Source organism: Streptomyces rhizoryzae, from assembly GCF_023155275.1.
In the GTDB taxonomy this organism is placed as follows: Bacteria; Actinomycetota; Actinomycetes; order Streptomycetales; family Streptomycetaceae; genus Streptomyces; species Streptomyces rhizoryzae.
On sequence record NZ_JALMUV010000001.1, the window covers coordinates 44306 to 67369 of the forward strand.

Consider the following 23064-nt stretch of genomic DNA (forward strand, 5'->3'; position numbering starts at 1 on the left):
CCTCTTTATGGTCACTTGCACTTTGATCGTTCACGGTCACTCGCATGTGATCGTCCAGTAGCGGAGTCACCGTTGAAAATCCCTTACGCCCGCGCGCTCACGGCCGTCGCCGTCGCCTCCTGCGCTCTGCTCACCGGCTGCTCGGAGAACGGCGAGCCGGTCGACTTCAACGCGGGCGCCCCGGGCAGCCCGTCGTCCCCGGCCACCCCGGTCGACAAGGACACCCGGATGCCGACCGGGCCCAAGAGCGAGTTCCGGATCACCCGCACCCTGGACGACGGCACGCGTATCGCCCGTACGACGCTGAAGGGCGCGAAGTCCGGCGTCACCGGCAGTGTGTGGGTGTGGGCCCCGAAGGAATACCAGGACCCCAAATTCGCCAAGAGCGGTTTTCCGGTGCTGATAGCCCTGCCCGGCGGACTGGGCAGCCCACAGGACAAGGACGGCGTGACCAATTACTGGGTCGGCGGGGACATCAAGCTCCAGGAGAACCTCACGAAGTGGACCGCGGAGGGCAAGAGCCTGCCGTTCCTCGTGGTGATGCCGATGCTCAACCCCGACACCCGCTACCACGACGGCAGCGACATACCCGGGCAGGCGAAGATGGGCACCTGGCTCACCGACGACGTGGTCGATCTGGTGAAGGCGAATTTCCGCACCTTCGGCTCCCGCGACGGCTGGGCGTTCATGGGCTCGTCCTCGGGCGGTTTCGCGGGCCTGAAGTCCGTGCTGAAGTACCCGGAGAAGTTCAAGGCGGCGATCGCCAGCGGCCCGGACATCGTGCCGGATTCCCCGATGTGGGCCGGCCACCAGAAGGAGAAGGACGCCAACAATCCGGAGAAACTCGCCGCGCAGCTGCTGAAGAAGGGCGGGCCGGACGTCTACCTCGCGTTCCAGACCGGCAGCAGGGAAGGCGCCGCGGTCATCAATCCCGTCAAGCGGTTCCGCCAGAAGTACGGCAAGGGCCCGATCCACACCTCGCTCCAGATGATTCCCGGCGGCCGGCACAACGCCTGGGACTACCAGAAGGGCATGGAGGCCGGCTCCCTCAAGTTCATCAGCGACCATCTGAAGGCCCCGGTCCCCAGCTCCTCCTGATGCGCCCGGCCCGGCCGGGGGCCATCCTGGCGGGTGCGGGGGACCCGTGCCGAGGAGGGCGAGGCCATGTCTGTGTTGGACAAGCTGAAGCAGATGCTCAAGGGCCACGAGGACCAGGCGGGCAAGGGCATCGACAAGGCCGGCGACTACGTCGACGAGCGGACCCAGGGCAAGTACCGGAGCCAGGTCGACACCGCCCAGGACAAGCTCCGCGACCAGCTCGGCGACCAGGGGCGGGACCGGCCGCAGCCGCCGCAGTAGAGCCGCGCACGGCCCGGGACACCGGCCTGTCCGGTGATTAGGCTGGACGGGTGATCACCACATCCGTCCGGCTCGCCCCCGGCATCCTGATGCGTCCCGCCGAGGTGGCGGACGCCGCCGGCTTCTCCCGGGCCTACGTGCGCAGTCTGGAGCACCTCCGCCGTACCGAACCGGTGCGGGCGGAGGGTTTCTACACGGAGGCGGGCCAGCGGGCCCGCCTCCGGTCCGTGCTGGCCGAGCGGGACGCCGGCCGGGCAATGCCCTGGGTCCTGGTCAGCGAGCCGGACGGGGACCGCGGCGAGCCGGAGGTGGCGGGCGCGATCACGCTGTCCCAGATCGCCTACGGGCCGCTGCGCAGCGCGAGCGTGGGCTACTGGATCGACGCCGGGCACCTGCGCCGCGGGCTCGCGTCGGCCGCGGTCCGGGCGGTCTGCGCGCTGGCCGACGAGGAGCTGGGTCTGCACCGGCTGGAGGCCGGCACGCTGCTGGACAACGTCGCCTCGCAGCGGGTCCTGACCGGCTGCGGCTTCACCCCGTACGGCACCGCGGAGCGGTATCTGCACATCGACGGTGCCTGGCGGGACCACCGGCTGTTCCAGAAGATCCTCAACGACCGCCGGCCGTAGCACCGGGCCCGCCCGCGACACGGCGGCGCCCGCCCCGGAGCTCGGGACGGGCGCCGCGTGCGAGGGCGGAGCGGGCGTTACGGGGTCGAGGTCACCCGGATCTTCTCCGCCTGCGGGCCCTTGTGGCCCTGCGTCACCTCGAACGTCACCTTCTGGCCTTCCAGCAGCTCGCGGTAGCCGGTGGCGTCGATGTTGGAGTAGTGCGCGAAGACGTCGGCACCGCCGTCGTCCTGCGCGATGAAGCCGAAGCCCTTTTCCGAGTTGAACCACTTCACCGTGCCCGAAGCCATGTTGTCTCCTTCGCTCTATGGGCCCGAATCGGCTCCCGCACCCCGCGGAACCCGGAGGTGATCGCCCTGGTCCGGAGACGTACCGGACAGCAAGAACGCCCGTGAATGCGACACGGGCGTCCGGCACTTCGGAACCACGACAGCTGATCAGGACGCTACACCGACCTGGCCCGCCAGTCATCACAAACCGTGGCAAACGCGTCATGCGTCACCGGGCAAGGTCACATTCGTCCTCCGTATCCGGGACCGATCGGACGGATGTACGAACCCAGGGGGCCGTCAGGAGGCCGGTCCGCCGCCCTCCTGGCCGGCCGGCCGACGGCGGCGCCACCACAGGCCGGCGCCCAGCCCGGCCAGCGCCACCACGCCGGCCGCGGCGGCGGACCACACGATCAGGTCGCCGGTGCGGTCGGCGGGGCGGGCGGCCGGTGCCCCGTGCAGCGCGGTGACCGCCTGCCGGGCGGTCTGCCCGGTGCCGCCGCCGGTCCGGCTCGGGGCCGGGGCGGGCAGCACGCCGACCGCCGCGGCCCGGGGCGCGGCGGCGAAGCCCCAGTCCAGCAGGGCCCGGGTCTCCTCGTAGACCGCGTTCCCGGCGCCGGACTGCGGGTTCATCACGGTGACCAGCAGGGTCCGGCCGCCGCGCCGGGCCGCCGCGATCAGGGTGTTCCCGGCGTGGGTGGTGTAGCCGTTCTTCACCCCGATCAGACCGTCGTAGGGGGTCACCCCGTGCGAGCCGACCAGCAGCCGGTTGGTGTTCTGGATGCCGTACGCGTCCGGGCCGGCGTCCTCGGGGAAGCGTGCCGTGCGGGTCGCGGCGAAGCGGGCGAAGTCCCGGTTGGTCAGCCCCGCCTGGCCGAAGAGGGAGAGGTCGTAGGCGGAGGAGAACTGGCCGGGTGTGTCGAAGCCGTCGGCGGACTCGACGGTGGTGTCGCGGGCGCCCAGCCGCTCGGCGGTCGCCTGCATGTCGTCGATGGTCTTGCCCCAGCCGCCGTTCATGGCGGCCAGCGCGTGCACCGCGTCGCTGCCGGAGCTGAGGAAGACGCCGTGCCACAGATCGGCGACGCGGTAGGGCATGTCCTCCTTGACGCCGGCCAGGGCACTGCCCGGCTCGATGCCGGCCAGGTCGGCGGCGGAGACGGTGTGCACCGCCCCCTGGGAGAACTTCGGCAGCACGGTGAGCGCGAAGAGCGTCTTGAGGGTGCTGGCGGGCGGCAGCGGCCGGTGGGCGTCCTTCGCCGCCAGGACCCGGTGGGTACCGAGGTCGGTGACGATCCAGGACAGCGCCGAGACCCGGGGTGGCTCGGGAACCCCCGGCCGGGGCAGGAACTGCACGCCGGGCTCGTCCAGCAGATCCTCGGTACGGGCCGGGCGCGCGCCACGCAGGTCGTCGATGCCGTTCGGGCCGTCGGCGGCCGCCGGGCCGCACAGGGCCAGCAGGCTCGCGGTGCACACGGCGGCTGCGGTCAGGGCTCTGACGGGGAACCAACTCGCTCTCGACATGTGGCCACGCTAAGAACGCCGCGGGCCGCGCGCCGGTTGGCCTACTCCATACGGTTCCCGGCCCGCGGGCGCGGCGGGCGGGCGCCGGGCCCGCGCCGCCGGCGGCGTGGCGCTCCGTCAGGACCGGACCGCGCACACCTCCCGGGCCGCTTCGGCATCGGTGGCGGCGGACGGCGCAGCGCCGTCGGCGGCCGGCCGCGCGGGGCCGCGGAGCAGGTCGGGCAGCAGGGTGAGCAGTCCGAGGACGGCGAGCCCGGCGCCGAGCCACAACGGGGCGCGCAGCCCGTAGGAGTTGAGCACCAGTCCGCCGGCCGAGGACCCCACGATCACGCCGAGGGTGATGAAGGAGGAGTGCACCGTGTTGACCAACGGGCGGGCGTTCCCGGCCCGTTGGACCCGGGTGGCCATCGCCGGGTTCATGGTCACGCCGACCAGGCCGATGCCCAGCATCATCGCCACCGCGGGCACCGGCAGGTGGGCCAGGAGGGCGAAGCCGGCCAGGAAGAGGGCGTTCAGCGCCAGCCCGGCGATCTGGACGCCGGTGGTGTGCCGGTCGGCGAGGCGGCCGACGACGGTGTTGCCGACGACGGTGGCCGCGCCGTAGGCGATGAGCAGCAGCGGGACGGTGGCGGTGGAGAAGCCGGTGACCTGGGTGAGGATGGGGTTGAGGTAGCTGAAGGCGGCGAACGTCGCACCGATGATCAGCGTGCTGGTGGAGAGCACCAGCCACAGCCGCGGACTGCGGAACGCGGTCAGTTCGGCCCGTACGCCCCCGCCGCCCCCGCTGCGGCCGAGCCGGGGCACCCCGGCGGCGGTGGCCAGCGCGGCGAGCACGGTGAGGCCGGTGATCACCCAGAAGGCGGCGCGCCAGCCCAGGCGCTCGCCGACGAGGGTGGCGAGCGGCAGGCCGAGCAGGGTGCCGAGCATCAGCCCGTTCATGACCAGCGCGATCGCCCGGCCGCGGATCTCCGGGCGGACCAGTTGGACGCAGAGCGAGACGGCGACCCCGAAGAACGCCTGGGCGGCCACGCCGGTGAGGATCCGGGCGGCCATCATCACGCCGTAGTCCGGGGCCAGGGCGGCGAGCACGTTGCCGCCCAGGAAGATGCCGAACAGGACCATCAGCGCGGTCTTCTGGCGGAGTTTCAGCACGGCGACGGTGAGGAACGGCCCGCCGACGGCCATCGCCACCGCGTAGGCGGTGATGAGGTAGCCGATCTGCGCGATGCCCACCCCCAGCCCCTCGGCCATCTGGGGCATCAGGCCCGCCACCACGAATTCGCTGGTCACCATGGCGAAGATCCCCACGGCCAGCAGATATACGGCGCGATGCATGCGCGGCGCCACCTTTCACAACCGATCGTTCCAATATGGCGGCAGGCGGAAACCCCGTGATTCCAGGGGGGATTGAGCGGACCCCGGAGGGTTCCGGGCCGCCTGCGTCCGGCGACTCTACCTCACTCTGAACCGATCGTTCCAAAACTTCGGTGAAGAACAGGCGGCGGGGCGGCCCGCCGCCTGTTCTCCGTCCTCACCCCTCAGCGCAGCCCGGGCAGACTCCGCAGCTCCCCGACCCGCAGCACCTTCGCCACCAGCACGAACGCCGCCACCATGGTCGCGCCGCCGGCGGCCGTCGTCAGCGCCGCCGTCCAGCCCGCCGGCACCGCCACCCCGGCGCAGGCCCGCGCCACCAGCAGCCCCAGCCCGCCGGCCGCCGCGGCGGACACCACCAGCTTCCCGTACGTGCGGCACAGCCGGCGCCCGTCGAGGCGGCCGGCCAGCCGGCGGCGCAGCAGCAGCGCGGTCAGCAGCAGCCCCAGACCGTAGGCAAGGCTGTAGGCGGCGGCCATCCCGATCACCGCCCAGCGGGCCGGCAGCCACAGGTGGCAGGCGGTGGCCAGCACGATGTTCGCGCCGGCGATCCACACCGCCATCCAGAACGGGGTCCGGGTGTCCTCGAAGGCGTAGAAGCCGCGCAGCAGCAGGTACTGGGCGGAGAACGGGATCAGGCCGAGGCCGAACGCCTGGAGCATCTGCCCGGCCGGCCGGGCCGACGCCGCGTCGACCGCGCCGTGCGCGAAGAACAGCTCGGCCAGCTGCGGGCCGAAGGCCAGGAAGAAGAAGGCGGCCGGGACGATCACCACGCCGCTGACCCGCAGCCCCTGCGAGAGGTCCGCGCGCAGGTCGTCCAGGCGGTGTTCGGCGACCGCGCGGCTCATCCGCGGCAGCAGCGCGGTGACCAGGGAGACGGTGACGATCGACTGCGGGAGGTTCCAGATGGTCTGGGCGTAGCTGTAGGCGGTGTAGCCGGCGCCGGCGGTGGGCAGCTCCTGGTCCGCGGCGTTGGCGTAGTGGGTGACCACGGCCATCGCGGCCAGGTTGGCGAGCACGAACAGCAGGGTCCAGCGGGCGGCGGCGACGCTCTTGCGCAGTCCGGTGCCGCGCCAGTCGAAGCGCGGCCGGAAGCGGAAGCCGGAGGCGCGCACGAACGGGATCAGGGCCAGCCCCTGGAGGGCGATACCGCCGGTGGTGGCCACGCCCAGCAGGCCGATCTGCCCCCGGGTGAGGTCCTCGACGCGGTCGGCGCCGGCCAGCAGCCCGATGTAGAGCCCGAACATCGCGATCAGCACGAGGTTGTTGAGCACCGGCGTCCACATCATCGCGCCGAACTTTCCGCGTGCGTTGAGCACTTGGCCCAGGATGAAGTAGAGCCCGTAGAAGAAGATCTGCGGCAGCAGGAAGCGGGCGAAGACCACGGTCAGCTCGAACGCGGCGTGGTTGCCCGGCGTGTCGGGTGTGTAGACCGCGACGATCTGCGGCGCCGCCCACACCGCGAGGCCGGTGCCCACCGCCAGCACGGTCAGCACCAGGGTGACCAGCCGCTGCTCGTAGGCCCGGCCGCCGTCCGGCTGCTCGGCGCGGGCGCGGACGAGCTGCGGCACCAGCACGGAGTTGAGCGCGCCGCCGATCAGCAGGGTGTAGATGCTCATCGGGACGACGTTGGCGGTGTTGTACGTGCTCGCCAGCAGCGCGGTGCCCAGCGCCGCGGCCTGGAGCACCGTGCGGATCAGGCCGGTGGCGCGGGAGACCACCGTCCCTGCGGCCATCAGCAGCGACGAGCGCCGCAGTCCCCCGCCCTTCCCCTGCCCGGCGGCCGCCGCTCCCCCGCCGGTGTCCGGCTCGTCCTCGTCCGGCAGGCGCAGCAGCAGCGTGTCGTGGTCCATGCGCAGCCGCATGGTGTGGTGATCAGAGGTCCCCTCCAGCATCCGGTCAATCTAAGGGATGCCGCCCGTCACGCGATCCGGCGGCCGGCCGCCGGCACCGGGCCGGCCGCGGACGGGCTCAGCAGCGGGGCGTGCAGATCGCCGTGGCGCTCCCGGCGGGCGGCGATCTCCTCGAAGCGGAAGGAGAGTTGGTCCGGGGCGGTGCAGCCGGCGACCTCGTCCCAGGTGACCGGGGTGGAGACGGTCGGTTCGGGGCGGGCCCGCAGGGTGTAGGCGACCGCGGTGGTCTTGGCGGCGGCGTTCTGCGAGAAGTCGATGAAGACCTTGCCGGGGCGCAGCGCCCGGGTCATCTTGTGCGTGACCAGGTCGCCCAGGGCCGCGCCGGCCTCCACGGCCAGCGTCCGGGCGTAGGCGGTGGTCCGGTCGGACGGGGTGGGCTCGACGGCGACGACCAGGTGCAGGCCCTTGGAGCCGCTGGTCTTGGCGTAGGCGGCCAGACCGTCGGCGGCCAGCCGCTCGCGCAGCCACAGGGCGGCGGCGCAGCACTCCACGATGGTGGCGGGCTCCCCCGGGTCCAGGTCGAGGACCAGGCGGTCGGCCACGCCCGGGGCGCCGCAGGTCCATTGCGGGGTGTGCAGTTCGACGACGAGGTTGGCGGCCCAGACCAGCGACGCGAGGTCCTGGAGGACGACCTGCCGGACCGGTCCGGACCTCGAATGGGGGACCTCGCAGCTCTTCACCCAGGAGGGCGTGCCCGGCGGCACGTTCTTGGTGAAGAACCGCTGGCCGTCCGGCCCGTCGGGGTAGCGCAGGAAGGACACCGGGCGGTCCCGGAGGTGCGGCAGGAGCAGGTCCGCGGTGGTGGTGCAGTAGTGCAGCACCTCACCCTTGGTGGTGCCGGTCGCGGGATAGAGGACCTTGTCGAGGTTCGTCAGGGAGAGGCGCCGCCCCTCCACGACGGTGATCGGCGACATACCATTGAGAATCCCACACAAGGGGCGAACTATGCGATCTATCTGGAATGGGTCCATATCGTTTGGCCTGGTCACCATCCCGGTGAAGACCTACAGCGCCACCGACCGCACCTCCTCGGTCTCCTTCGTCCGCGTCCACGAGAAGGACGGCGCACCGATCCACTACCGCAAGATCTGCGAGCTGGACGGCGAGGAGGTGCCCAACGAGGAGGTCGGCAAGGGGTATCAGCCGCCCGGCGACGACACCGTCGTGCCGATCACCGACGAGGACCTGTCCCGGCTGCCGGTGCCGACCGCCAAGACCCTGGCGATCCTCTCCTTCGTGGACCCTTCCGAGATCGACCCGCTCCAGCTGGACAAGGCGTACTACCTCGGCCCGAACGGGGCGTCCGCGGTCCGCCCGTACACCCTGCTGCGGGAGGCGCTGGAGCACCACGAGAAGGTCGCGATCGGCAAGGTGGCGATGCGCGGCCGGGAGACCCTGGCGATGCTGCGGGCGCACGACGGGGCGCTGGTGATGCACGCGCTGCTCTGGCCGGACCAGATCCGCTCGCCGGAAGGGATCGCGCCGGAGGACGTCCGGGTGCGCGAGAACGAGATGACGCTGGCCGAGACCCTGATGGACTCGCTCGGCGAACTGGATCCGGCCGAGCTGCACGACGACTACCGGGAGGCGGTGGAGGAGCTGGTCGCGGCCAAACGCGAGGGCGGCGTCCCGCCCGCCCCCGCCGCCACCACCGGTGCCCAGGTCATCGACCTGACCGCCGCCCTGGAGAAGAGCGTACGGGCCGCCCGCGGCGGCGCAGGGGCGGCCGGCCGGGACGCGGCGGCCTCCGTCACCCCGCTCCGCGGCCGCGGCTCCGCCCGCACCGCGCCGGGGGCGAAGCAGAAGGCCGCCGACGAGGAGCCCGCCACCGGGACCGGCGGCCGGAAGACCACCGCGAAGGCGGCGGCGAAGACCTCGGCGAAGACCACCGCCAAGACCGCTGCCAAGACCGCTGCCAAGACCGCCGCCAAGTCCGCCGGGAAGGCACCCGCGAAGAGGACCGCGAAAGCGGGGGCGAAGGACGGGGCGAAGGCCACCGCCGGCGCGGACGCCAGGAAGGCCACCGGCCGCTCCTCCTCGTCCTCGTCCTCGTCCGGCAAGGCGGCAGCCAAGAAGCGGACCGGCACCAAGCGCTCCACCGCCTCCTGACGCGCTCCCGCCGGCCCCCGCCCGTCGCATAGGGTCGCAGCATGGCTTCAGACGAGGGGATGACGACCGCCCGGGTCGACAGCTGGATCTGGTCGGTGCGGCTCACCAAGACGCGCTCGGCGGCCGCGGCGGCCTGCCGGGCCGGGCACGTCCGCGTCAACGGGGAGCGGGTGAAGCCGGCCCACGCGGTCCGGGCCGGGGACGAGGTGCGGCTGCGGTACGCCGGCCGGGAGCGCGTCGTGGTGGTGGCCCGGCTGCTCCGCAAGCGGGTGGGCGCCCCGGTCGCCGTCGAGTGCTACGTCGACAACAGCCCGCCGGAGCCGCCGCGCGAGCAGATCCCGGTCATCGCCGTACGGGACCGCGGCGCGGGCCGCCCCACCAAGCGCGATCGCCGCGAACTGGACCAGCTGCGCGGCCGGCCCGGCGGGGGGCCGGACACCCCCTAGCTAGGGAGTGTCCTCGGGCAGCGCGTCCAGGTAGACCCACCGGCCGTCCTCGCGGACGAAGCGGCTGTGCTCCTCCTGGCTGCCGGGGCGGCCGTGCGCGGTGTAGTCGGCCCGGAAGGCGACCGTGCCCTCGTCGTGGAAGGCGCTGCCGCCGGTCGTGGAGAGGATCGTCAGGCCGGTCCAGCGCAGGGCCGGATCGAGGTCGAGGGCCGGCGGGCGGGTCGTGGAGTGCCAGCTGCGGAGCAGGTAGGCGGTGTCGCCGACGGCGAAGGCGCTGTAGCGGGAGCGCATCAGGCGCTCGGGGCCGGGGGCGGCGGCGCGGCCCTGGTGGAAGGGGGCGCAGCACTCCCCGTAGCGCGCCTCGCGGCCGCACGGGCAGGGGGAGTTCTCGGTGACCGCGGGCCGGGCGGTGGACTGTGGCCGCGTGCGCCGTCCGGTGGTGCGCGGCGGCTTCCTGGAGTGTGACACCCCACGATTGTGCCGGTCGGGGCGGGTGCGGCGGGCGGCGGGCCGGGCGGGCCCGGCAGCCCTCTCGGCCGTTTGGGCGATTTCCACGATAAATACGCCATTTGCGGCTTTTCATGGCTTGATACCGGAGGTGAGGCTGGAAGAACTCACGGTGACCGTCCCCACACCCAGGAGAGAACCCTCATGATTCTGTCCATTTCCGGCGTCGTCCTGCTCGGTGTCATCGTCTTCCTCTTCTTCCGCAAGGACGGCCTCAAGTTGTCCCACGCGCTGGTCTGCGCGCTCTTCGGGTTCTACCTCGCGGGCTCGGCCATCGCGCCCAGCATCAAGGCCGGCGGCGCCAGCCTGGCCAGCCTGCTGGGCGGGATCAAGCTCTAGGGGGTGTCCGCCCGGCGCACGCGCCCGGGACCCCCGCCCCGGCTCGCCGCCCACGAGCCGGCCCGCCGCCCGTACGACCCCCTGGAGGCACGCCGTGGCCCGGCGCCCCCTGCCCCGCATCCTCACCGGCAACGCCCTGACCAGCAGCGCGCCGATCGCGCGCGGCCGCGAACTGGCGCGGACCGCGGCCGACGGCGCGACCGATGTGCTCCACCCGCTGATCACCGTCAGCCGGGGCCTGCGCCGGCTGGCGGTGGCCGGGCGGGGGCGCTGGGCCGCCACGCCCAAGGAGCGGCGCGGGCCGCTGTGCTTCCTGGCCGCCGCCGGGGCGCTCACCGTGGCCCTCGTCCCGTACGGGCCGCTGCTGGCGGTGGTCGCGGTGCTGGCCGCGGCGGGCTGGACGGGCCGGGACCGGCCGGCGCCGCCCTCGGAGGGCCCGGACGAGGCGGAGACCGGTCGGCTGCGGGCGCTCTACGACGCGCTGGTCCCGCACTTCTCCGCCGAGGGCGACCCCGCTCCGCTGTACGCCCACGACGGCGACTGGCAGCGGGCCCTGAGCGAGTACGTCTTCGACGGCGACGGGCGGCTCACCCGGCTGCACCTGGCGTACCCGCCGTACTTCCCCGACGGCGAGGACGGCGCCCGGGCCCGCGTCGAGCAGTTGCTGGCCGCCAAGTGCGGGCGCGGCCGGGAGTACCGCTTCGCCTGGGACGAGGAGGCCAACCAGCTGGTCATGACGGTGCTCGGGCCGCTGCCGGCGGACCTCGCCGCGCAGCGCTTCGTGACCGCGCCGGGCGAGACGGTGCTCGGCTTCACCGACCCCGACTCCGTCCAGCGGACCCTGCCGGTGGCCGGTGCGGAGGGCGGTACCCGGGACGTGCCGCCGGTGGTGTGGCGCACCGGCCGGCGGTCCACCGAGCCGCACCTGCTGGCGGTGGGGCAGCCGGGGGCCGGCGGGACGACGCTGCTGCGGTCGATCGCGCTCCAGGCGCTGCGGCACGGCGAGGTGCTGGTGATCGACGGCGGCGGCACCGGCGAGTTCGGGTGCCTGGCCGGGCGGCGCGGGGTCCTGGCCGTGGAGAGCGGGCTGGCGGGGGCGCTGGCGGCGCTGGAGTGGGCGGCGCACGAGACCGAGCGGCGGCTGGTGGCCGCCAACCGGGCGCAGCAGTCCGGGCGGCCCGCGCCGGCGGACGCCCGGCGGCCGCTGTGGATCCTCGCCGACCGGCTGACCGCGCTGTCGCACCTGGCGGCGGTGGAGGGCCGGGACGACCCCCAGCGGCTGCTCCAGGTGCCGCTGCGGCACGGCCGGGCGGCGCAGGTGACGGTGGCGGTGGCCGACCAGTTCGAGACCGCCGAGCTGCTGAGCGATCCGGTGCGGGCCCTGACCCGGGCCCGGGTGGTGCTGGGCCCGGCCACTGCCGAGGAGATCCGCGCGGTGCTCGGGGCGCCCGCGCCCACCACTCCGCTCCCCCAGGTGCCGCCGGGCCGCGGTTACGCCCGGCTGGGTACCGGCCCGGTACTGCGCCTCCAGGTGCCCGCGACCCCGGACCCGTACGACGAGGCGGCCGGCGCCGCGCACCGCAAGGCCGTACTGGCCCTGCTCCCGGAGCGGACGGCGCCGGACGGCGCGGAGCGGGCGGGGGCCCCGGCCGGTCCTCAGGACGCGGCGGCGCCGGCGGACGCGCCGGTGACCGGGGCGCGGCCGGTGTCCCTGGCCAAGCCGGGGGCCGACGGGCCGGCGGCCGGCTGACGGCGGCCGTCAGGCCACGAACGCGTGCGGGGCGCCGGCCTCGGCCGGCGCGACACCGGTGGCCACCAGCTGCGCGGCGCGGGCCAGCCGGACCACGGCCTCGTCGGCGACCGCGCCGCTGACCGTGAACGGCAGCCGTACGAAGCCCTCGAAGGCGCCGTCGACGCCGAACCGCGGCCCGGACGGGACGCGCACCCCGAGCCGCTCCCCCGCCTCGGCGATCCGGGAGCCGGAGAGCCCGCCGGTGCGGGTCCAGAGGGTCAGGCCGCCGCGCGGGACGCTGAACTCCCAGTCGGGCAGGTGCCGCCGGAGCGCCCCGACGATCGCGTCGCGGTTCTCGCGGGCCTGCTCGCGGCGGATCGCGACGGCCTCCTCCCAGCCGCCGTTCGCCAGCAGCGAGGCGATGGCGAGCTGTTCCAGGACGGGCGAGCCGAGGTCGGAGTAGGCGCGGGCGGCGACCAGGCTGCGGATGATGTCGGGCGCGGCCCGCACCCAGCCGATCCGCATCCCGGCCCAGAACGCCTTGCTGGCGGAACCGACGGTGATGACCGCGCTGCCCGCGGGGTCGAACGCGCAGACCGGACGCGGGAGTTCGGTGTCCGGGTCGAGCACGATCTCGGTCATGGTCTCGTCGACGACCAGCAGCGTGCCTGCCGAGCGGGCGGCGTCCACCAGGCGGCGGCGCTGGTCCTCGGTGGCGAGGGTGCCGGTGGGGTTGTGGAAGTCCGCGACGACATACGCCATCCGGGGCGCGGCGTCGCGCATCACCTGGCGCCAGACCGGGAGGTCCCAGCCCGTCAGCCGCTCACCGAGCGCCACCGGGACGAGCCGGGCACCGGCGTCCCGCATCAGCTGGAGGATGTTGGCGTACGAGGGCGAGTCGACGGCGACCCGTTCGCCGGGGCCGGTGCAGAGCCGGCAGATGGCGGCGACCGCGCCCATCGCGCCGGTGGTGACCATGATCTGCTCCGGCATGGTCGGTATGCCGCGGGCGGTGTAGCGGTCGGCGAGGGCCTGCCGCAGGACCGGCAGACCGGCCGGGTAGTCGCCGTGGGTGTGGGCGTAGAGCGGCAGATCGGCCATGGCGCCCTGGACGGCGCGGGTGAGCCAGGGCTCGGGGGCGGGCAGGGCGGCGCAGCCGAGGTCGATCATCGAGCCGGCGGCCTCCGGCGGGAGCGGTTCCAGGCCGCGGGTGGGGAGCGGGTTGCCGGCCGGGACGGCGGTCCAGCTGCCCGAGCCGCGGCGGGACTCCAGGAACCCCTCGGCGCGCAGCGCCTCGTAGGCGGCGGCGACGGTGGTGCGGCTGACGCCGACCGCGGCGGCCAGTTCGCGCTCGGCGGGGAGGCGGGCGGCCACCGGCACCCGGCCTTCGAGGACGAGCAGGCGGACGCCGTCGGCGAGGCCGCGGTAGGCGGGCAACTTCCGCCCGTTGGCGGTGAGTTCGGCGGCCCGCGGATCCTGCGACCGGAGCAGCCGGGCGAGCTGGGGCGCCCCTACCGCGGAGGTCCACTGCGCCATGAAGATCAGTCCACCTTCCCCGAATTGGCTCTACTTCCGGAGCCGGAACACGCCACATGGTGACACGCACCAGTCCAATCCCGCCAGAAGGGGGAAGCGTCGTGTCCGTCACCCAAGGGTCCACCGGGCCGCGGCCGCACCTGCCGCGCCGGCTCGTCCAGCTCTACCTGGGGCTGGTGCTGTACGGCGTCAGCATGGGCCTGATGGTCCGCGCCGGGCTGGGCCTGGAACCGTGGAGCGTGCTCAACCAGGGCATCGCGCGCCACACCGGGCTGACGATCGGCACCGTGACGATCGTCACGGGGGCGCTGATCCTGCTGCTGTGGATCCCGCTGCGGCAGCGCCCGGGCCTGGGCACGGTCTCCAACGTGGTGATCCTCGGACTCGTCATGGACGGGACGCTGGCGCTGGTGCCCCCGCTGCACGCGCTGGCCGTCCGCATCCCGCTGCTGGTCTGCGCGGTCCTGCTCAACGGGGCCGCCACCGGCCTCTACATCACCGCCCGCTTCGGCCCGGGTCCCCGGGACGGCCTGATGACCGGGCTGCACCTGCGCACCGGCCGCCCGGTCCGGCTGGTGCGGACCTGCATCGAGGTGACGGTGCTGGCGGCGGGCTTCCTGCTCGGCGGCTCCCTCGGCGCCGGCACGGTGGTGTACGCGCTGGCCATCGGGCCGCTGGCGCAGTTCTTCCTCCGCCGGTTCGCGATCCCGGGGCTGCCGGAGCGGCCGTCCCCCGTGGTGGCCCGCTCCGGCTCGTCACCCGAGCGCGCGATACTGCGGGAGTGAGCACCGCGATACGCCTCCGCCACCCCTATCTCGACCATCCCGGCCCGCTGCCCTTCGCCCACCGCGGCGGGACCGCGGACGGCCTGGAGAACACCGCCGCCGCCTTCCGCCGCGCGGTCGGCCTGGGCTACCGCTATCTGGAGACCGATGTGCACGCCACGTCGGACGGCGCCCTGGTCGCCTTCCACGACGCGACGCTGGACCGGGTCACCGACTCCCGGGGCGCGCTGGCCGACCTGCCGCTGCGGGCGGTCCGCCGGGCCCGGGTCGCCGGGCGGGAGCCGCTGCCGCTGTTCGAGGAGCTGCTGGAGGAGTTCCCCGAGGCCCGCTGGAACGTGGACCTCAAGGCGGAGGCCGCGCTGGAACCGCTGCTGGACCTGCTGCGCCGCACCGGCGCCTGGGACCGGGTCTGCGTCGGCTCGTTCTCCGAGGCCCGGGTGGCCCGGGCGCAGCGGCTGGCGGGCGGCCGGATGGCCAGTTCGCTGGGCACCCGCGGGGTGGCCGGGCTGCGGCTGCGCTCCTACGGGCGCGGGGCGGTGCCGCTGGACCGCCTGCTGGGCGCGGCGGTGCGCCGCAACGCGGTCTGCGTCCAGATCCCCGAACGCCACTCCGGTCTGCGGGTGGTCGACCCGCTGCTGCTGCGCGCCGCGCACGCGCTGGGCATGCAGGTCCACGTCTGGACGGTCAACGACCCGGCCCGGATGGCGGCCCTGTTGGACCTCGGCGTGGACGGCATCATGACCGACCACCTGGAGACGCTGCGCACGGTGCTGACCGAGCGGGGCTGCTGGGTCCCGTCGGGTCCGTGAGCACCGGCGCGCGGGCGGCCGGCCGTCCCGACACCTGACCGGATTTAGCCCTTCGGCGTGCGGGGCGGTAGTGTACGCCCTTGGCTCACCGGACGGACCGTTACTGCGCGCTCAACTCCGTGAGGCGCTGGGTGACATCTGCTGCCAGATGTGACAAACCGGGCGTTGGTGGGTACAACAAGGGGCGGCACGACGGGCGACGCAGGCGACGCATGTCCCATGACGGGAATCTTCACCGCCGACCGGACGTTGACCGGATGACGACGACAGCGACACCTGTCCTGTGGGCGACAAGCCCGGGAGGCACGATTCATGAGTGAGCGAGCTCTCCGCGGCACGCGCCTCGTGGTGACCAGCTACGAGACCGACCGCGGCATCGACCTGGCCCCGCGCCAGGCGGTGGAGTACGCATGCCAGAACGGACATCGTTTTGAGATGCCGTTCTCGGTCGAGGCCGAGATTCCGCCGGAGTGGGAGTGCAAGGTTTGCGGTGCGCCCTCCCTCCTGGTGGATGGCGATGGCCCTGAGGAGAAGAAGGGCAAGCCCGCGCGTACGCACTGGGACATGCTCATGGAGCGGCGGACCCGCGAGGAGTTGGAGGAGGTGCTGGCCGAGCGGCTGGCCGTCCTGCGCTCCGGCACCATGAACATCGCTGTGCATCCGCGCGACAGCAACCGCAAGTCCGCCTGACGGCGGCCGAAGCCGAGCGGCTGTGAGAAGGGCCGGGGCCACCGATTCCGGTGGCCCCGGCCCTTCTCGTGCGTTCCCGGCCCGGTGCGCCGGGGCCGGTGCGGGTCGTCAGGGGATGAGCGGCGGGTCCTGGCGCGCGCCCGGCCCGGAGCCCCGGCCGTCCGCACCGGGCTGACCGTGCGGTCCGGACCGGCCGGGCCCGTCGGGCCGGACGACCTCGCCCGGGACGACCTTGCCGTCCGGCTGGTGCATCCGCACCTGCTGGTAGACGTCGCCGAACGAGCCCGGGGCGAAGCCGGCCGGGCGGACCAGCAGCTTGTCGGCGCGGCGCAGGATCAGCCGGCCGGTCGGCGGGAAGAGGCAGAGCAGCCCGAGCACGTCGGAGAGCAGACCGGGCAGGATCAGCAGCAGGCCGCCGATCATCGGGAGGGTGTTGCCGGTGCCCGAGGAGCCGGTCTCCCGGGAGGCGCCCGCGTCGCCGGTCCGCAGGGTGCCGGTGAGGTTCCGCCAGGCGCGGCGGCCGGCCCGCTTGATCACGGCGCTGCCCGCGATCACCCCGGCGAGCAGCAGCAGGAAGACCGTCAGGCCGTTGGTGGCGCCACCGACCACCGTCAGCAGCCAGATCTCCAGCACCATCCAGGCGGCGACGCCCAGCGGGGCGAACCGGCGGGCGCGCGAGCGGGGCGGGCGGGGACTCGGCGGTGGCGTGGCTCCGAACGTCATGCCCCCAGTGTGCCTGGCCCGGCGGCCCGGTGGATCAGCGCCCGCGGATCTTGCTCACCTTGGAGCCGACGCCCCAGGCGGTGATCCGCCACAGCGCCTCCACGACGATGTCGCGGCTCATCTTGCTGTCGCCCAGCTCCCGGTCGACGAAGGTGATCGGCACCTCGACGACGTGGTAACCGGCCCGGACGGCCCGCCGGGCCAGGTCGACCTGGAAGCAGTAGCCCTGGGAGGCCACCTCGTCCAGGCCCAGGCCCTCGAGGGTCTCCGCCCGGAAGGCGCGGAAGCCGCCGGTGACGTCGCGGATCGGGACGTCGAGCATGACCCGGGAGTAGGTGCTGCCGCCGCGGGAGAGGAACTCGCGGTACTTGGGCCAGTTCACGACCCGGCCGCCGGGCACCCAGCGCGAGCCGAGCACCAGGTCGGCGCCCTTGAGGGCGGTGAGCAGGCGGGGCAGCTCCTCGGGCTGGTGGGAGCCGTCGGCATCCATCTCGACCAGGACGCCGTGGCCCTGCTCGATACCCCAGCGGAAGCCCGCGAGGTAGGCGGCGCCCAGCCCCTCCTTGCCCTTGCGGTGCAGGACGTGGACCTTCTCGTCCACGGCGGCCAGTTCGTCGGCGAGCTTGCCGGTGCCGTCCGGGCTGTTGTCGTCCGCGATCAGGACGTGCGCCTCGGGGACGGCGGACCGCACCCGCGAGACGATCGGCTTGATGTTCTCCGCCTCGTTGTACGTCGGGATGATCACCAACGTGGTGCCGAGCGGACCGTACTGCCGCTGACCGTCTGTCACTGCTGCCCCTTCTCGTCCTTCGTTCGCCCACGGCGGCCGGCGATGACGGCGGCCCCGCAGGACAGAAGGCCCACGATAGCGAGCAGCCACTCGGGAGCCGCGCCAACGCGGTCGGCGAGCGTCGTTTCGTCGCGCAGAGGGATGCGCGCCGACACCACGCCCTGGGTGAATTCGGGAATCTGGTGCGTAACGGTCCCGTCGGGGGCGACCACCGCGCTGATGCCGCTGGTGGCCGCGGTGACCACCGCCCGGCCGTGCTCGACGGCCCGCAGCCTGGACATCGCCAGCTGCTGCTCGGGCTGGCCGGTCCGGCCGTAGGTGGCGTTGTTGGTCTGGATGACCAGGGCCCGGGCACCGGCCCCGACGGTGTCGTGGACGATCTCGTCGTAGGCCACCTCGAAGCAGATGACGTCTCCGAGCCGGGCCGGGCCGACCTTCAGCAGACCGGTGTGGTCGCCGGGGTAGAAGTCGCGCGGCACCCGCTGGAACCGCGTGATGATCTTGCTGAGCTGCTCCCGGAACGGGACGTACTCGCCGAACGGCACCGGGTGCTGCTTGGTGTACGAGGCGCCGGGGCCGGTCCTGGGGTCCCAGACGATGCCCTCGTTGAAGACGTAGCCCGGCTTGGTCGGGTGGTCGACGAGGGCGCCGACCAGGACCGGCACGCCGATCGCCTTCACCGCCTCGTCGATCCGGTCGTACGCCTGCGGGTACTGGTACGGGTCCAGGTCGGAGGAGTTCTCCGGCCAGATGACCAGGTCGGGTTCGGGGGCCCGGTGGTGGCGGACGTCGTCGGCGAGCTTCTCGGTGGCGGTGGCGTGGTTGTCGAGGATCTGCATCGGGCGGCCCAGGAAGTCCATCCCGGGCCGCTGGACGTTGCCCTGCACCACGGCGATCCGGACGGTGTCGTCGGCCTTGGTGGGGACCGGTACCGCCAGGCCGGCCAGGGTGACCGCGGCGGCCAGCCCGAACGCCTCCGCCGTCCGCACCGGCCCGCCCGCACCGCCGCCGCGGCGCAGCCCCCACAGCCCGGCCGCGACGGCCGCCAGCAGCCCGCCGGCCAGGGCGACCGCGAAGGTCACCAGCGGGGCACCCCCGAGCGCGGCGAGCGGGGTGAACGGCGAACCGGTGTTGGCGAACGCCAGCCGGCCCCAGGGGAAGCCGCCGAACGGCACCCGGTCCCGGGCCCACTCCTGCGCGACCCACAGGCAGGCGCCCCACAGCGGCCAGGCCGGCAGCCGGGAGGTGAGCGCCAGCCCCGCGCCGAGCAGCACGACGAACAGCGCCTCGGCGACGGAGAGTCCGGCCACCGCGTCCCAGCCGATCACGTGCAGCCACTTCAGCAGCACCAGGAAGAACGGCAGCCCGAACGCGAAGCCGGTCCAGGCCCCCTGGCGCGCCCGCCGGCCGCGGGTCAGCAGCGCCAGCGCGGCCACCGCCACCAGCGACAGCGGCCACAGGCCGTACGGCGGGAAGGCGAGGGCCAGCGCCAGGCCGGCGACGGCCGCGAGCGCGGTGCGCGGTGCCTCGCGCCGGGCCAGGGAGGCCAGCCGGCGGGCGCGGCCGGGGCGGCGGTCGGTGCCGGCCGCGGTGGGTGCGGTGGACGGCACCGGGCCGCCGGGCGCGGTGCCGCGCACGGCTGCTGCGGTGGTGTCGGAACCCGATGACACGGTCGCGGGCCTTCCTGCAGGTCGTCCGGTAGTCAGCTGACCGTACATCGGAGGGGCGCGGGTGCGGGCCCGGGGTGCGCGAGGGTGCGGGGAATCACGGGGGCCGGCGGGAGCGGGGGCGCGGCCGGGGCGCGGGGTACGGATCGGGGCCCGGCGCCCTTCGGGCCGACCTGGGACCCGCTGGCTGCGGGTCGACCGAGAGCCGTTGTCTACTGAGCGCCGGGCCCCACCCGGGTCGCACCTGCCGACCGGCCTGGCCAGCCCCGTGCCGCGGGCGCTGGACCTGGCTCCCAGTGGCGGTGTGCCGGATGGCTCGCCGCCCATGGCCCAGCTGCGTTCGACGACTGCGCGGAGGTCTCCCGGTCGGACGTCCTGTGGTGGACCCGGCCGAACCTACCGGCCGACCGGCGGCTGCTGTCAACAGTCGCTCCGCCTGCGTCGTTTTCGCGTCGTCCCAGGTCAGTGCCGAGCCTTCCCAGGTAGGGCAGGGAGGTTCGGGCGCCGGGTCCGGCGGCACCGGCGCCCGGGATGTCACTCGTTCGGCCGGTCGAAGACCGTCCGGCCGCCGACGACCGTGCGCAGGCAGCGCGGCAGGGGCGTGCCGGGGGTGAGATCCGGCAGGCCGGGGGTGCCGGAGCGGGGGTCGGTGGACCAGCGCTCGACCCGCTCGTCGGGGGCCTGGACGACCAGTGCGCCGGTGTGCCAGACCGCGTAGTCGGCCGGGGCGCCGGGGACGAGGACGCCGGCGCCGTCGCGGCCGATGGCGCGCCAGCCGCCGCGGGTGTGGGCGGTGAACGCGGCGCGGGCGGAGATGCCGTGGCCGGGGGTGCGGTGGAAGACGGCGGCCCGCACGGTACCCCAGGGGTCGAGCGGGGTGACCGGGCTGTCGGAGCCGAGGGCGAGCGGGACACCGGCCTTGAGCAGGGCGGCGTAGGGATTGAGGCCCGCCGCCCGGTCGGCGCCGAGGCGGGTGGCGTACATCCCGTCGGGGCCGCCCCAGGCCGCGTCGAAGGCGGGCTGCACGGAGGCGGTCAGGGCCAGGTCGGCGAAGGCGGCGAGGTGCGCGGGGGTGAGCATCTCGGCGTGTTCGACGCGGTGCCGGGCGGCGCGGACCCGGGCGGTGCCGAGCCGGTCGGCGGCGGCCCGGACGCCGTCGGTGACGGCGGTCAGCGCGGCGTCACCGATGGCGTGGAAGCCGGCCTGGAGCCCGGCCTCGGTGCAGGCGGCGACGTGGGCGGCGACGGCGTCCGCGTCGAGGTGCGCGGTGCCGGTGTGCGGGGCGTCGGCGTAGGGGGCGTGCAGGTGGGCGGTGTGCGAGCCGAGCGAGCCGTCGGCGAAGAGGTCGCCGGCCGCGCCGAGGGCGCCCAGCTCCCTGATCCGGTCGGCTTCCTTTGCGGATGCGATGAGTTCGGCCCAGTAGCCGATGACGCGCGGGCCGGTGCCCTCGGCGGCCAGGGCGAGCAGTCCGGTCAGGTCGTCCTCGCCGGAGATCTCCGGGCCGGCGCACTCGTGGACGGTGCCGATGCCCAGCGAGGCGGCCCGGGCCAGCGCGGCGGCCTGCGCCTCGGCGCGCTGCGCGGGGGTGACGGTGGCGTACGCGGCGGCCCGGACGGCGTGGTGGGCGTCGCCGGTCAGCGGCGCGCCCGGGTGGTAGCCGGCCCGCTCGCGGATGCCGGGGACCAGGTCGAGCAGGGCGGTGGTGACGACCGCGGAGTGCACGTCGATCCGGGTGAGGTAGAGGGGGCGGCCGCCGGCCGCGGCGTCCAGTTCGGCGCGGGACGGCGGGCGGCCCTCGGGCCAGGCGGCGGCGTCCCAGCCGTGGCCGAGCAGCACGGCCCCGGCCGGGCGGGCCGCGGCGTACTCCTTGATCCGCAGCAGCGCGTCGGCCAGGGTGGCGGCGCCGGAGAGGTCCAGCCCGGTGAGGGACAGGCCGGTGGCCGTGGTGTGCACATGTGCGTCCGTGAACGCCGGGGTGACCAGGGCCCCGTCGAGGTGGACCACCTCGTCGACGCCGTCGGCGAAGGAGTCGGCCGCGCCCTCCTCGCCGACCCAGGCGATCCGGTCGCCCTCGACGACCATCGCGGTGGCGAAGGGGTCGGCGGGGCTGTGCACCTCACCGCCCCGCAGGAGGACGGTGCGGGGGGCCTGCTCGGGGTTGCGCTCGCTCATACCGGACAGTTTCGCCCCTGCGCGGGGGCGCGCGGCGCCCGGGGTCGGCTCCCGGGCGGGTCAGATCCGCGGCGGCCGGGCCTCGTAGGGGGTGGAGAGCACCACCGTGGTGCGGGTGGAGACCCCGGCCAGGGTGCGGATGCGGGTGAGCAGGTGCTCCAGCTCCAGCGGCGTGGCGACCCGGACCTTGAGGATGTAGTTCTCGTCGCCGGCGACGCTGTGGCATGCCTCCAGCTCGGGAACCTCGGCGAGCCGGTCGGCGATGTCGTCGGGGGCGCTGGGGTCGAAGGGTTTGACCGAGATGAACGCGGTCAGCGGCAGGCCCACGGCCTCGGGGTCGACGATGGCGGCGTAGCCGCGGATCACCCCGCGCTGTTCCAGGCGGCGCACCCGCTGGTGCACCGCCGAGGTGGACAGGCCGGTGGCCTTGCCCAGGTCGGTGTAGCTCATCCGCCCGTCCTTGACGAGCAGATCCACGATTTGTCGGTCCAACTCCTCCACCCGCTCAACCTACTGTGCGCGGGCGCGGACGCGCAGCGCGCACCGGATGCTGGACACCCCGGCGGCGCCCCGTGTGAGAAACGCCACACCGGCGCCACCGGGTCCGGGGGGCGCCGGTGATTATGCGCCCGGCACGGAGGGCATTGCTGGTGATGGCCGAGACCGCCGGTCACACGAACGAAGTCAGCGGTCCGACGTGGCCCACCCGAGGGGGATGGACATCATGCGACGCCTTGACCAGGAATCCGCCGCTGCCGGCATCGACGCCCAGGAGGGCGACAGTCCCGGTTTCCCGGCCGGGGACGGTGCCGACGATCCCTTCGACACCTACGAGATCTACCGGGTGACCTGCCCGGACTGCCGGCAGCCGATCGCGCTGCTGGCCGATGAGGACACCCTCCCGGAGCACGCGCTGTGCCCCTCGCCGTGGAACCCGTTCGCGCTGACGGTGTGCCAGGGCTCCGGCCGGCCCGCGGCCGACGCCCCGGACACCGAGGACACCGCTGCCGCCCAGGAGCGGGACGCGGCGATCCTGCTGACCCTGCCGGAGAGCCTGGACTGGCGCCGCCAGCCGTTCTCGCACCCCGGCGGCCCCGGGGAGCGGTCGGGCCGGGTGCCGCGCTCGCGCCGCCGGGGCTGACGGGCCACCCGCCGGCCGCGGCGATTCACCGGGAGCGGCCGGCCGGCATCGCCGCCAGGCTGCCCCGGAGCAGGTTCAGTCCGCCGGGGCCCTCCGGGACGCCGGGGCCTCTGGCCCCGTGGACCCCGCCGGTAGGCGATCCGCAGCATCACCACGGCGTACCGCAGCACCGCGCAGAGGGTGGGGAAGCCCCTCGCGCGGGCCGGTGGCCGGTCAGCCGGGCGCCGGCGGCTCTCGACGCAGTCGCCGCCGAAGGAGCCGAGCAGTCCCCTCACCGCCCCGCTCTCCGCCCCGTTCGGCGAGATCCTGGAAGGGGCGGTACAGGTAGCTCATCCAGCCGAGGCCGGCTTCTCAGGGGCCCGGCACGGCCGGCTCCCGGCCGAGCACCGCGGCCGGTTCGAAGCCGTCGTGGACGGTATGGCCGATCCGAGCGTCGCCCCGGCTCAGGACCGTGCCTCGCCATACCCCCGGGTCGTGCGGCCGGTGGCCGGCGAGCCGGGCGACGTCGCGCCCGATGGGTCGTGAGCGCGGCAGTCCGCCAACCACCCCGTGGGAGCAG

At 74.3% G+C, this 23064-nt stretch carries 23 protein-coding genes; 11 read left to right on the forward strand and 12 right to left on the reverse strand.

Annotated elements, in window-relative coordinates; all coding sequences use genetic code 11:
• Nucleotides 1-72: 72 nt before the first annotated feature.
• The 3 genes from MUU72_RS00215 (at nucleotide 73) to MUU72_RS00225 (ending at nucleotide 1985) form a co-directional block, all read left to right on the forward strand.
• A complete protein-coding gene (locus tag MUU72_RS00215; protein WP_248010996.1) occupies nucleotides 73-1098 on the forward strand; it encodes an alpha/beta hydrolase in 1026 nt (341 codons plus the stop codon).
• A gap of 66 nt (nucleotides 1099-1164) precedes the next feature.
• Complete coding sequence (locus MUU72_RS00220; RefSeq protein ID WP_248010997.1) at nucleotides 1165-1359, forward strand: antitoxin; 195 nt, start codon at nucleotides 1165-1167, stop codon at nucleotides 1357-1359.
• Between the two features lie 50 nt (nucleotides 1360-1409).
• Nucleotides 1410-1985, forward strand: a complete 576-nt coding sequence (locus MUU72_RS00225; protein ID WP_372502913.1) for a GNAT family N-acetyltransferase — start codon at nucleotides 1410-1412, stop codon at nucleotides 1983-1985.
• Nucleotides 1986-2062: 77 nt separating this feature from the next.
• Here MUU72_RS00225 and MUU72_RS00230 read toward each other — a convergent pair whose 3' ends face one another.
• From MUU72_RS00230 to ligD, 5 genes are all read right to left on the reverse strand, one after another.
• On the reverse strand, nucleotides 2063-2275 hold the full coding sequence (locus tag MUU72_RS00230) for a cold-shock protein (protein WP_248010998.1): 213 nt from the start codon (nucleotides 2273-2275) through the stop codon (nucleotides 2063-2065).
• 279 nt (nucleotides 2276-2554) lie between these two features.
• Nucleotides 2555-3775, reverse strand: a complete 1221-nt coding sequence (locus MUU72_RS00235) for a D-alanyl-D-alanine carboxypeptidase family protein (RefSeq protein WP_248010999.1) — start codon at nucleotides 3773-3775, stop codon at nucleotides 2555-2557.
• Nucleotides 3776-3892: 117 nt separating this feature from the next.
• Nucleotides 3893-5110 carry an MFS transporter gene (locus MUU72_RS00240; protein WP_248011000.1) on the reverse strand — a complete coding sequence of 406 codons (1218 nt, stop codon included), beginning with the start codon at nucleotides 5108-5110 and terminating at the stop codon, nucleotides 3893-3895.
• A gap of 203 nt (nucleotides 5111-5313) precedes the next feature.
• Nucleotides 5314-6882 carry a murein biosynthesis integral membrane protein MurJ gene (murJ, locus tag MUU72_RS00245; protein WP_248011279.1) on the reverse strand — a complete coding sequence of 523 codons (1569 nt, stop codon included), beginning with the start codon at nucleotides 6880-6882 and terminating at the stop codon, nucleotides 5314-5316.
• Between the two features lie 185 nt (nucleotides 6883-7067).
• Nucleotides 7068-7973 carry a non-homologous end-joining DNA ligase gene (gene ligD, locus MUU72_RS00250; protein ID WP_248011001.1) on the reverse strand — a complete coding sequence of 302 codons (906 nt, stop codon included), beginning with the start codon at nucleotides 7971-7973 and terminating at the stop codon, nucleotides 7068-7070.
• 31 nt (nucleotides 7974-8004) lie between these two features.
• Between ligD and ku the strand changes: the two genes are divergently transcribed.
• On the forward strand, nucleotides 8005-9168 hold the full coding sequence (ku, locus tag MUU72_RS00255) for a non-homologous end joining protein Ku (RefSeq protein WP_248011002.1): 1164 nt from the start codon (nucleotides 8005-8007) through the stop codon (nucleotides 9166-9168).
• Nucleotides 9169-9209: 41 nt separating this feature from the next.
• Entirely contained in the window at nucleotides 9210-9614 is a 405-nt protein-coding gene (locus MUU72_RS00260; RefSeq protein ID WP_248011003.1) for an RNA-binding S4 domain-containing protein, read from the forward strand.
• On the opposite strand, the gene MUU72_RS00265 is transcribed toward MUU72_RS00260, so the two are convergent.
• A complete protein-coding gene (locus tag MUU72_RS00265) occupies nucleotides 9615-10082 on the reverse strand; it encodes a YchJ family protein (protein ID WP_248011004.1) in 468 nt (155 codons plus the stop codon). It abuts the gene before it with no gap.
• 183 nt (nucleotides 10083-10265) lie between these two features.
• Between MUU72_RS00265 and MUU72_RS00270 the strand changes: the two genes are divergently transcribed.
• Together MUU72_RS00270 and MUU72_RS00275 are read left to right on the forward strand one after the other, a co-directional pair.
• A complete protein-coding gene (locus MUU72_RS00270) occupies nucleotides 10266-10460 on the forward strand; it encodes a hypothetical protein (protein WP_066980979.1) in 195 nt (64 codons plus the stop codon).
• Nucleotides 10461-10554: 94 nt separating this feature from the next.
• Nucleotides 10555-12210, forward strand: a complete 1656-nt coding sequence (locus tag MUU72_RS00275; protein WP_248011005.1) for a hypothetical protein — start codon at nucleotides 10555-10557, stop codon at nucleotides 12208-12210.
• Nucleotides 12211-12219: 9 nt separating this feature from the next.
• On the opposite strand, the gene MUU72_RS00280 is transcribed toward MUU72_RS00275, so the two are convergent.
• On the reverse strand, nucleotides 12220-13728 hold the full coding sequence (locus MUU72_RS00280) for an SCO1417 family PLP biosynthesis transcription factor (RefSeq protein WP_248011006.1): 1509 nt from the start codon (nucleotides 13726-13728) through the stop codon (nucleotides 12220-12222).
• Between the two features lie 194 nt (nucleotides 13729-13922).
• Here MUU72_RS00280 and yczE point away from each other — a divergent pair, with 194 nt between their 5' ends.
• From yczE to MUU72_RS00295, 3 genes are all read left to right on the forward strand, one after another.
• The gene (gene yczE / locus MUU72_RS00285) at nucleotides 13923-14513 is read left to right on the forward strand and encodes a membrane protein YczE (protein WP_248011280.1); all 591 of its coding nucleotides are present in this window, start codon (nucleotides 13923-13925) and stop codon (nucleotides 14511-14513) included.
• The gene (locus MUU72_RS00290) at nucleotides 14510-15322 is read left to right on the forward strand and encodes a glycerophosphodiester phosphodiesterase family protein (RefSeq protein ID WP_248011007.1); all 813 of its coding nucleotides are present in this window, start codon (nucleotides 14510-14512) and stop codon (nucleotides 15320-15322) included. The genes yczE and MUU72_RS00290 overlap by 4 nt, the downstream gene beginning before the upstream one ends.
• Nucleotides 15323-15634: 312 nt before the next feature.
• On the forward strand, nucleotides 15635-16012 hold the full coding sequence (locus MUU72_RS00295) for an RNA polymerase-binding protein RbpA (protein WP_026170122.1): 378 nt from the start codon (nucleotides 15635-15637) through the stop codon (nucleotides 16010-16012).
• Between the two features lie 108 nt (nucleotides 16013-16120).
• Here MUU72_RS00295 and fxsA read toward each other — a convergent pair whose 3' ends face one another.
• The 5 genes from fxsA to MUU72_RS00320 all read right to left on the reverse strand — a co-directional run bounded on the left by fxsA (nucleotide 16121) and on the right by MUU72_RS00320 (nucleotide 21865).
• Nucleotides 16121-16735: an FxsA family membrane protein gene (gene fxsA / locus MUU72_RS00300; protein ID WP_248011008.1), complete on the reverse strand. Its 615-nt coding sequence runs from the start codon at nucleotides 16733-16735 to the stop codon at nucleotides 16121-16123.
• Nucleotides 16736-16769: 34 nt separating this feature from the next.
• Nucleotides 16770-17525, reverse strand: a complete 756-nt coding sequence (locus tag MUU72_RS00305) for a polyprenol monophosphomannose synthase (RefSeq protein ID WP_248011009.1) — start codon at nucleotides 17523-17525, stop codon at nucleotides 16770-16772.
• Nucleotides 17522-19195 (reverse strand): apolipoprotein N-acyltransferase, encoded by a 1674-nt coding sequence (lnt, locus tag MUU72_RS00310; protein ID WP_248011010.1) that lies wholly within the window; start codon nucleotides 19193-19195, stop codon nucleotides 17522-17524. Before lnt ends, MUU72_RS00305 begins: the two co-directional genes overlap by 4 nt.
• A 531-nt stretch (nucleotides 19196-19726) precedes the next feature.
• On the reverse strand, nucleotides 19727-21364 hold the full coding sequence (locus MUU72_RS00315) for an amidohydrolase (protein WP_248011011.1): 1638 nt from the start codon (nucleotides 21362-21364) through the stop codon (nucleotides 19727-19729).
• A 60-nt stretch (nucleotides 21365-21424) separates the two neighbouring features.
• On the reverse strand, nucleotides 21425-21865 hold the full coding sequence (locus MUU72_RS00320) for an Lrp/AsnC family transcriptional regulator (RefSeq protein WP_026170119.1): 441 nt from the start codon (nucleotides 21863-21865) through the stop codon (nucleotides 21425-21427).
• A gap of 223 nt (nucleotides 21866-22088) precedes the next feature.
• On the opposite strand from MUU72_RS00320, the gene MUU72_RS00325 reads away from it, so the two are divergent.
• Nucleotides 22089-22505 carry a hypothetical protein gene (locus MUU72_RS00325; RefSeq protein ID WP_372502914.1) on the forward strand — a complete coding sequence of 139 codons (417 nt, stop codon included), beginning with the start codon at nucleotides 22089-22091 and terminating at the stop codon, nucleotides 22503-22505.
• The last annotated feature ends 559 nt before the right edge of the window (nucleotides 22506-23064 follow it).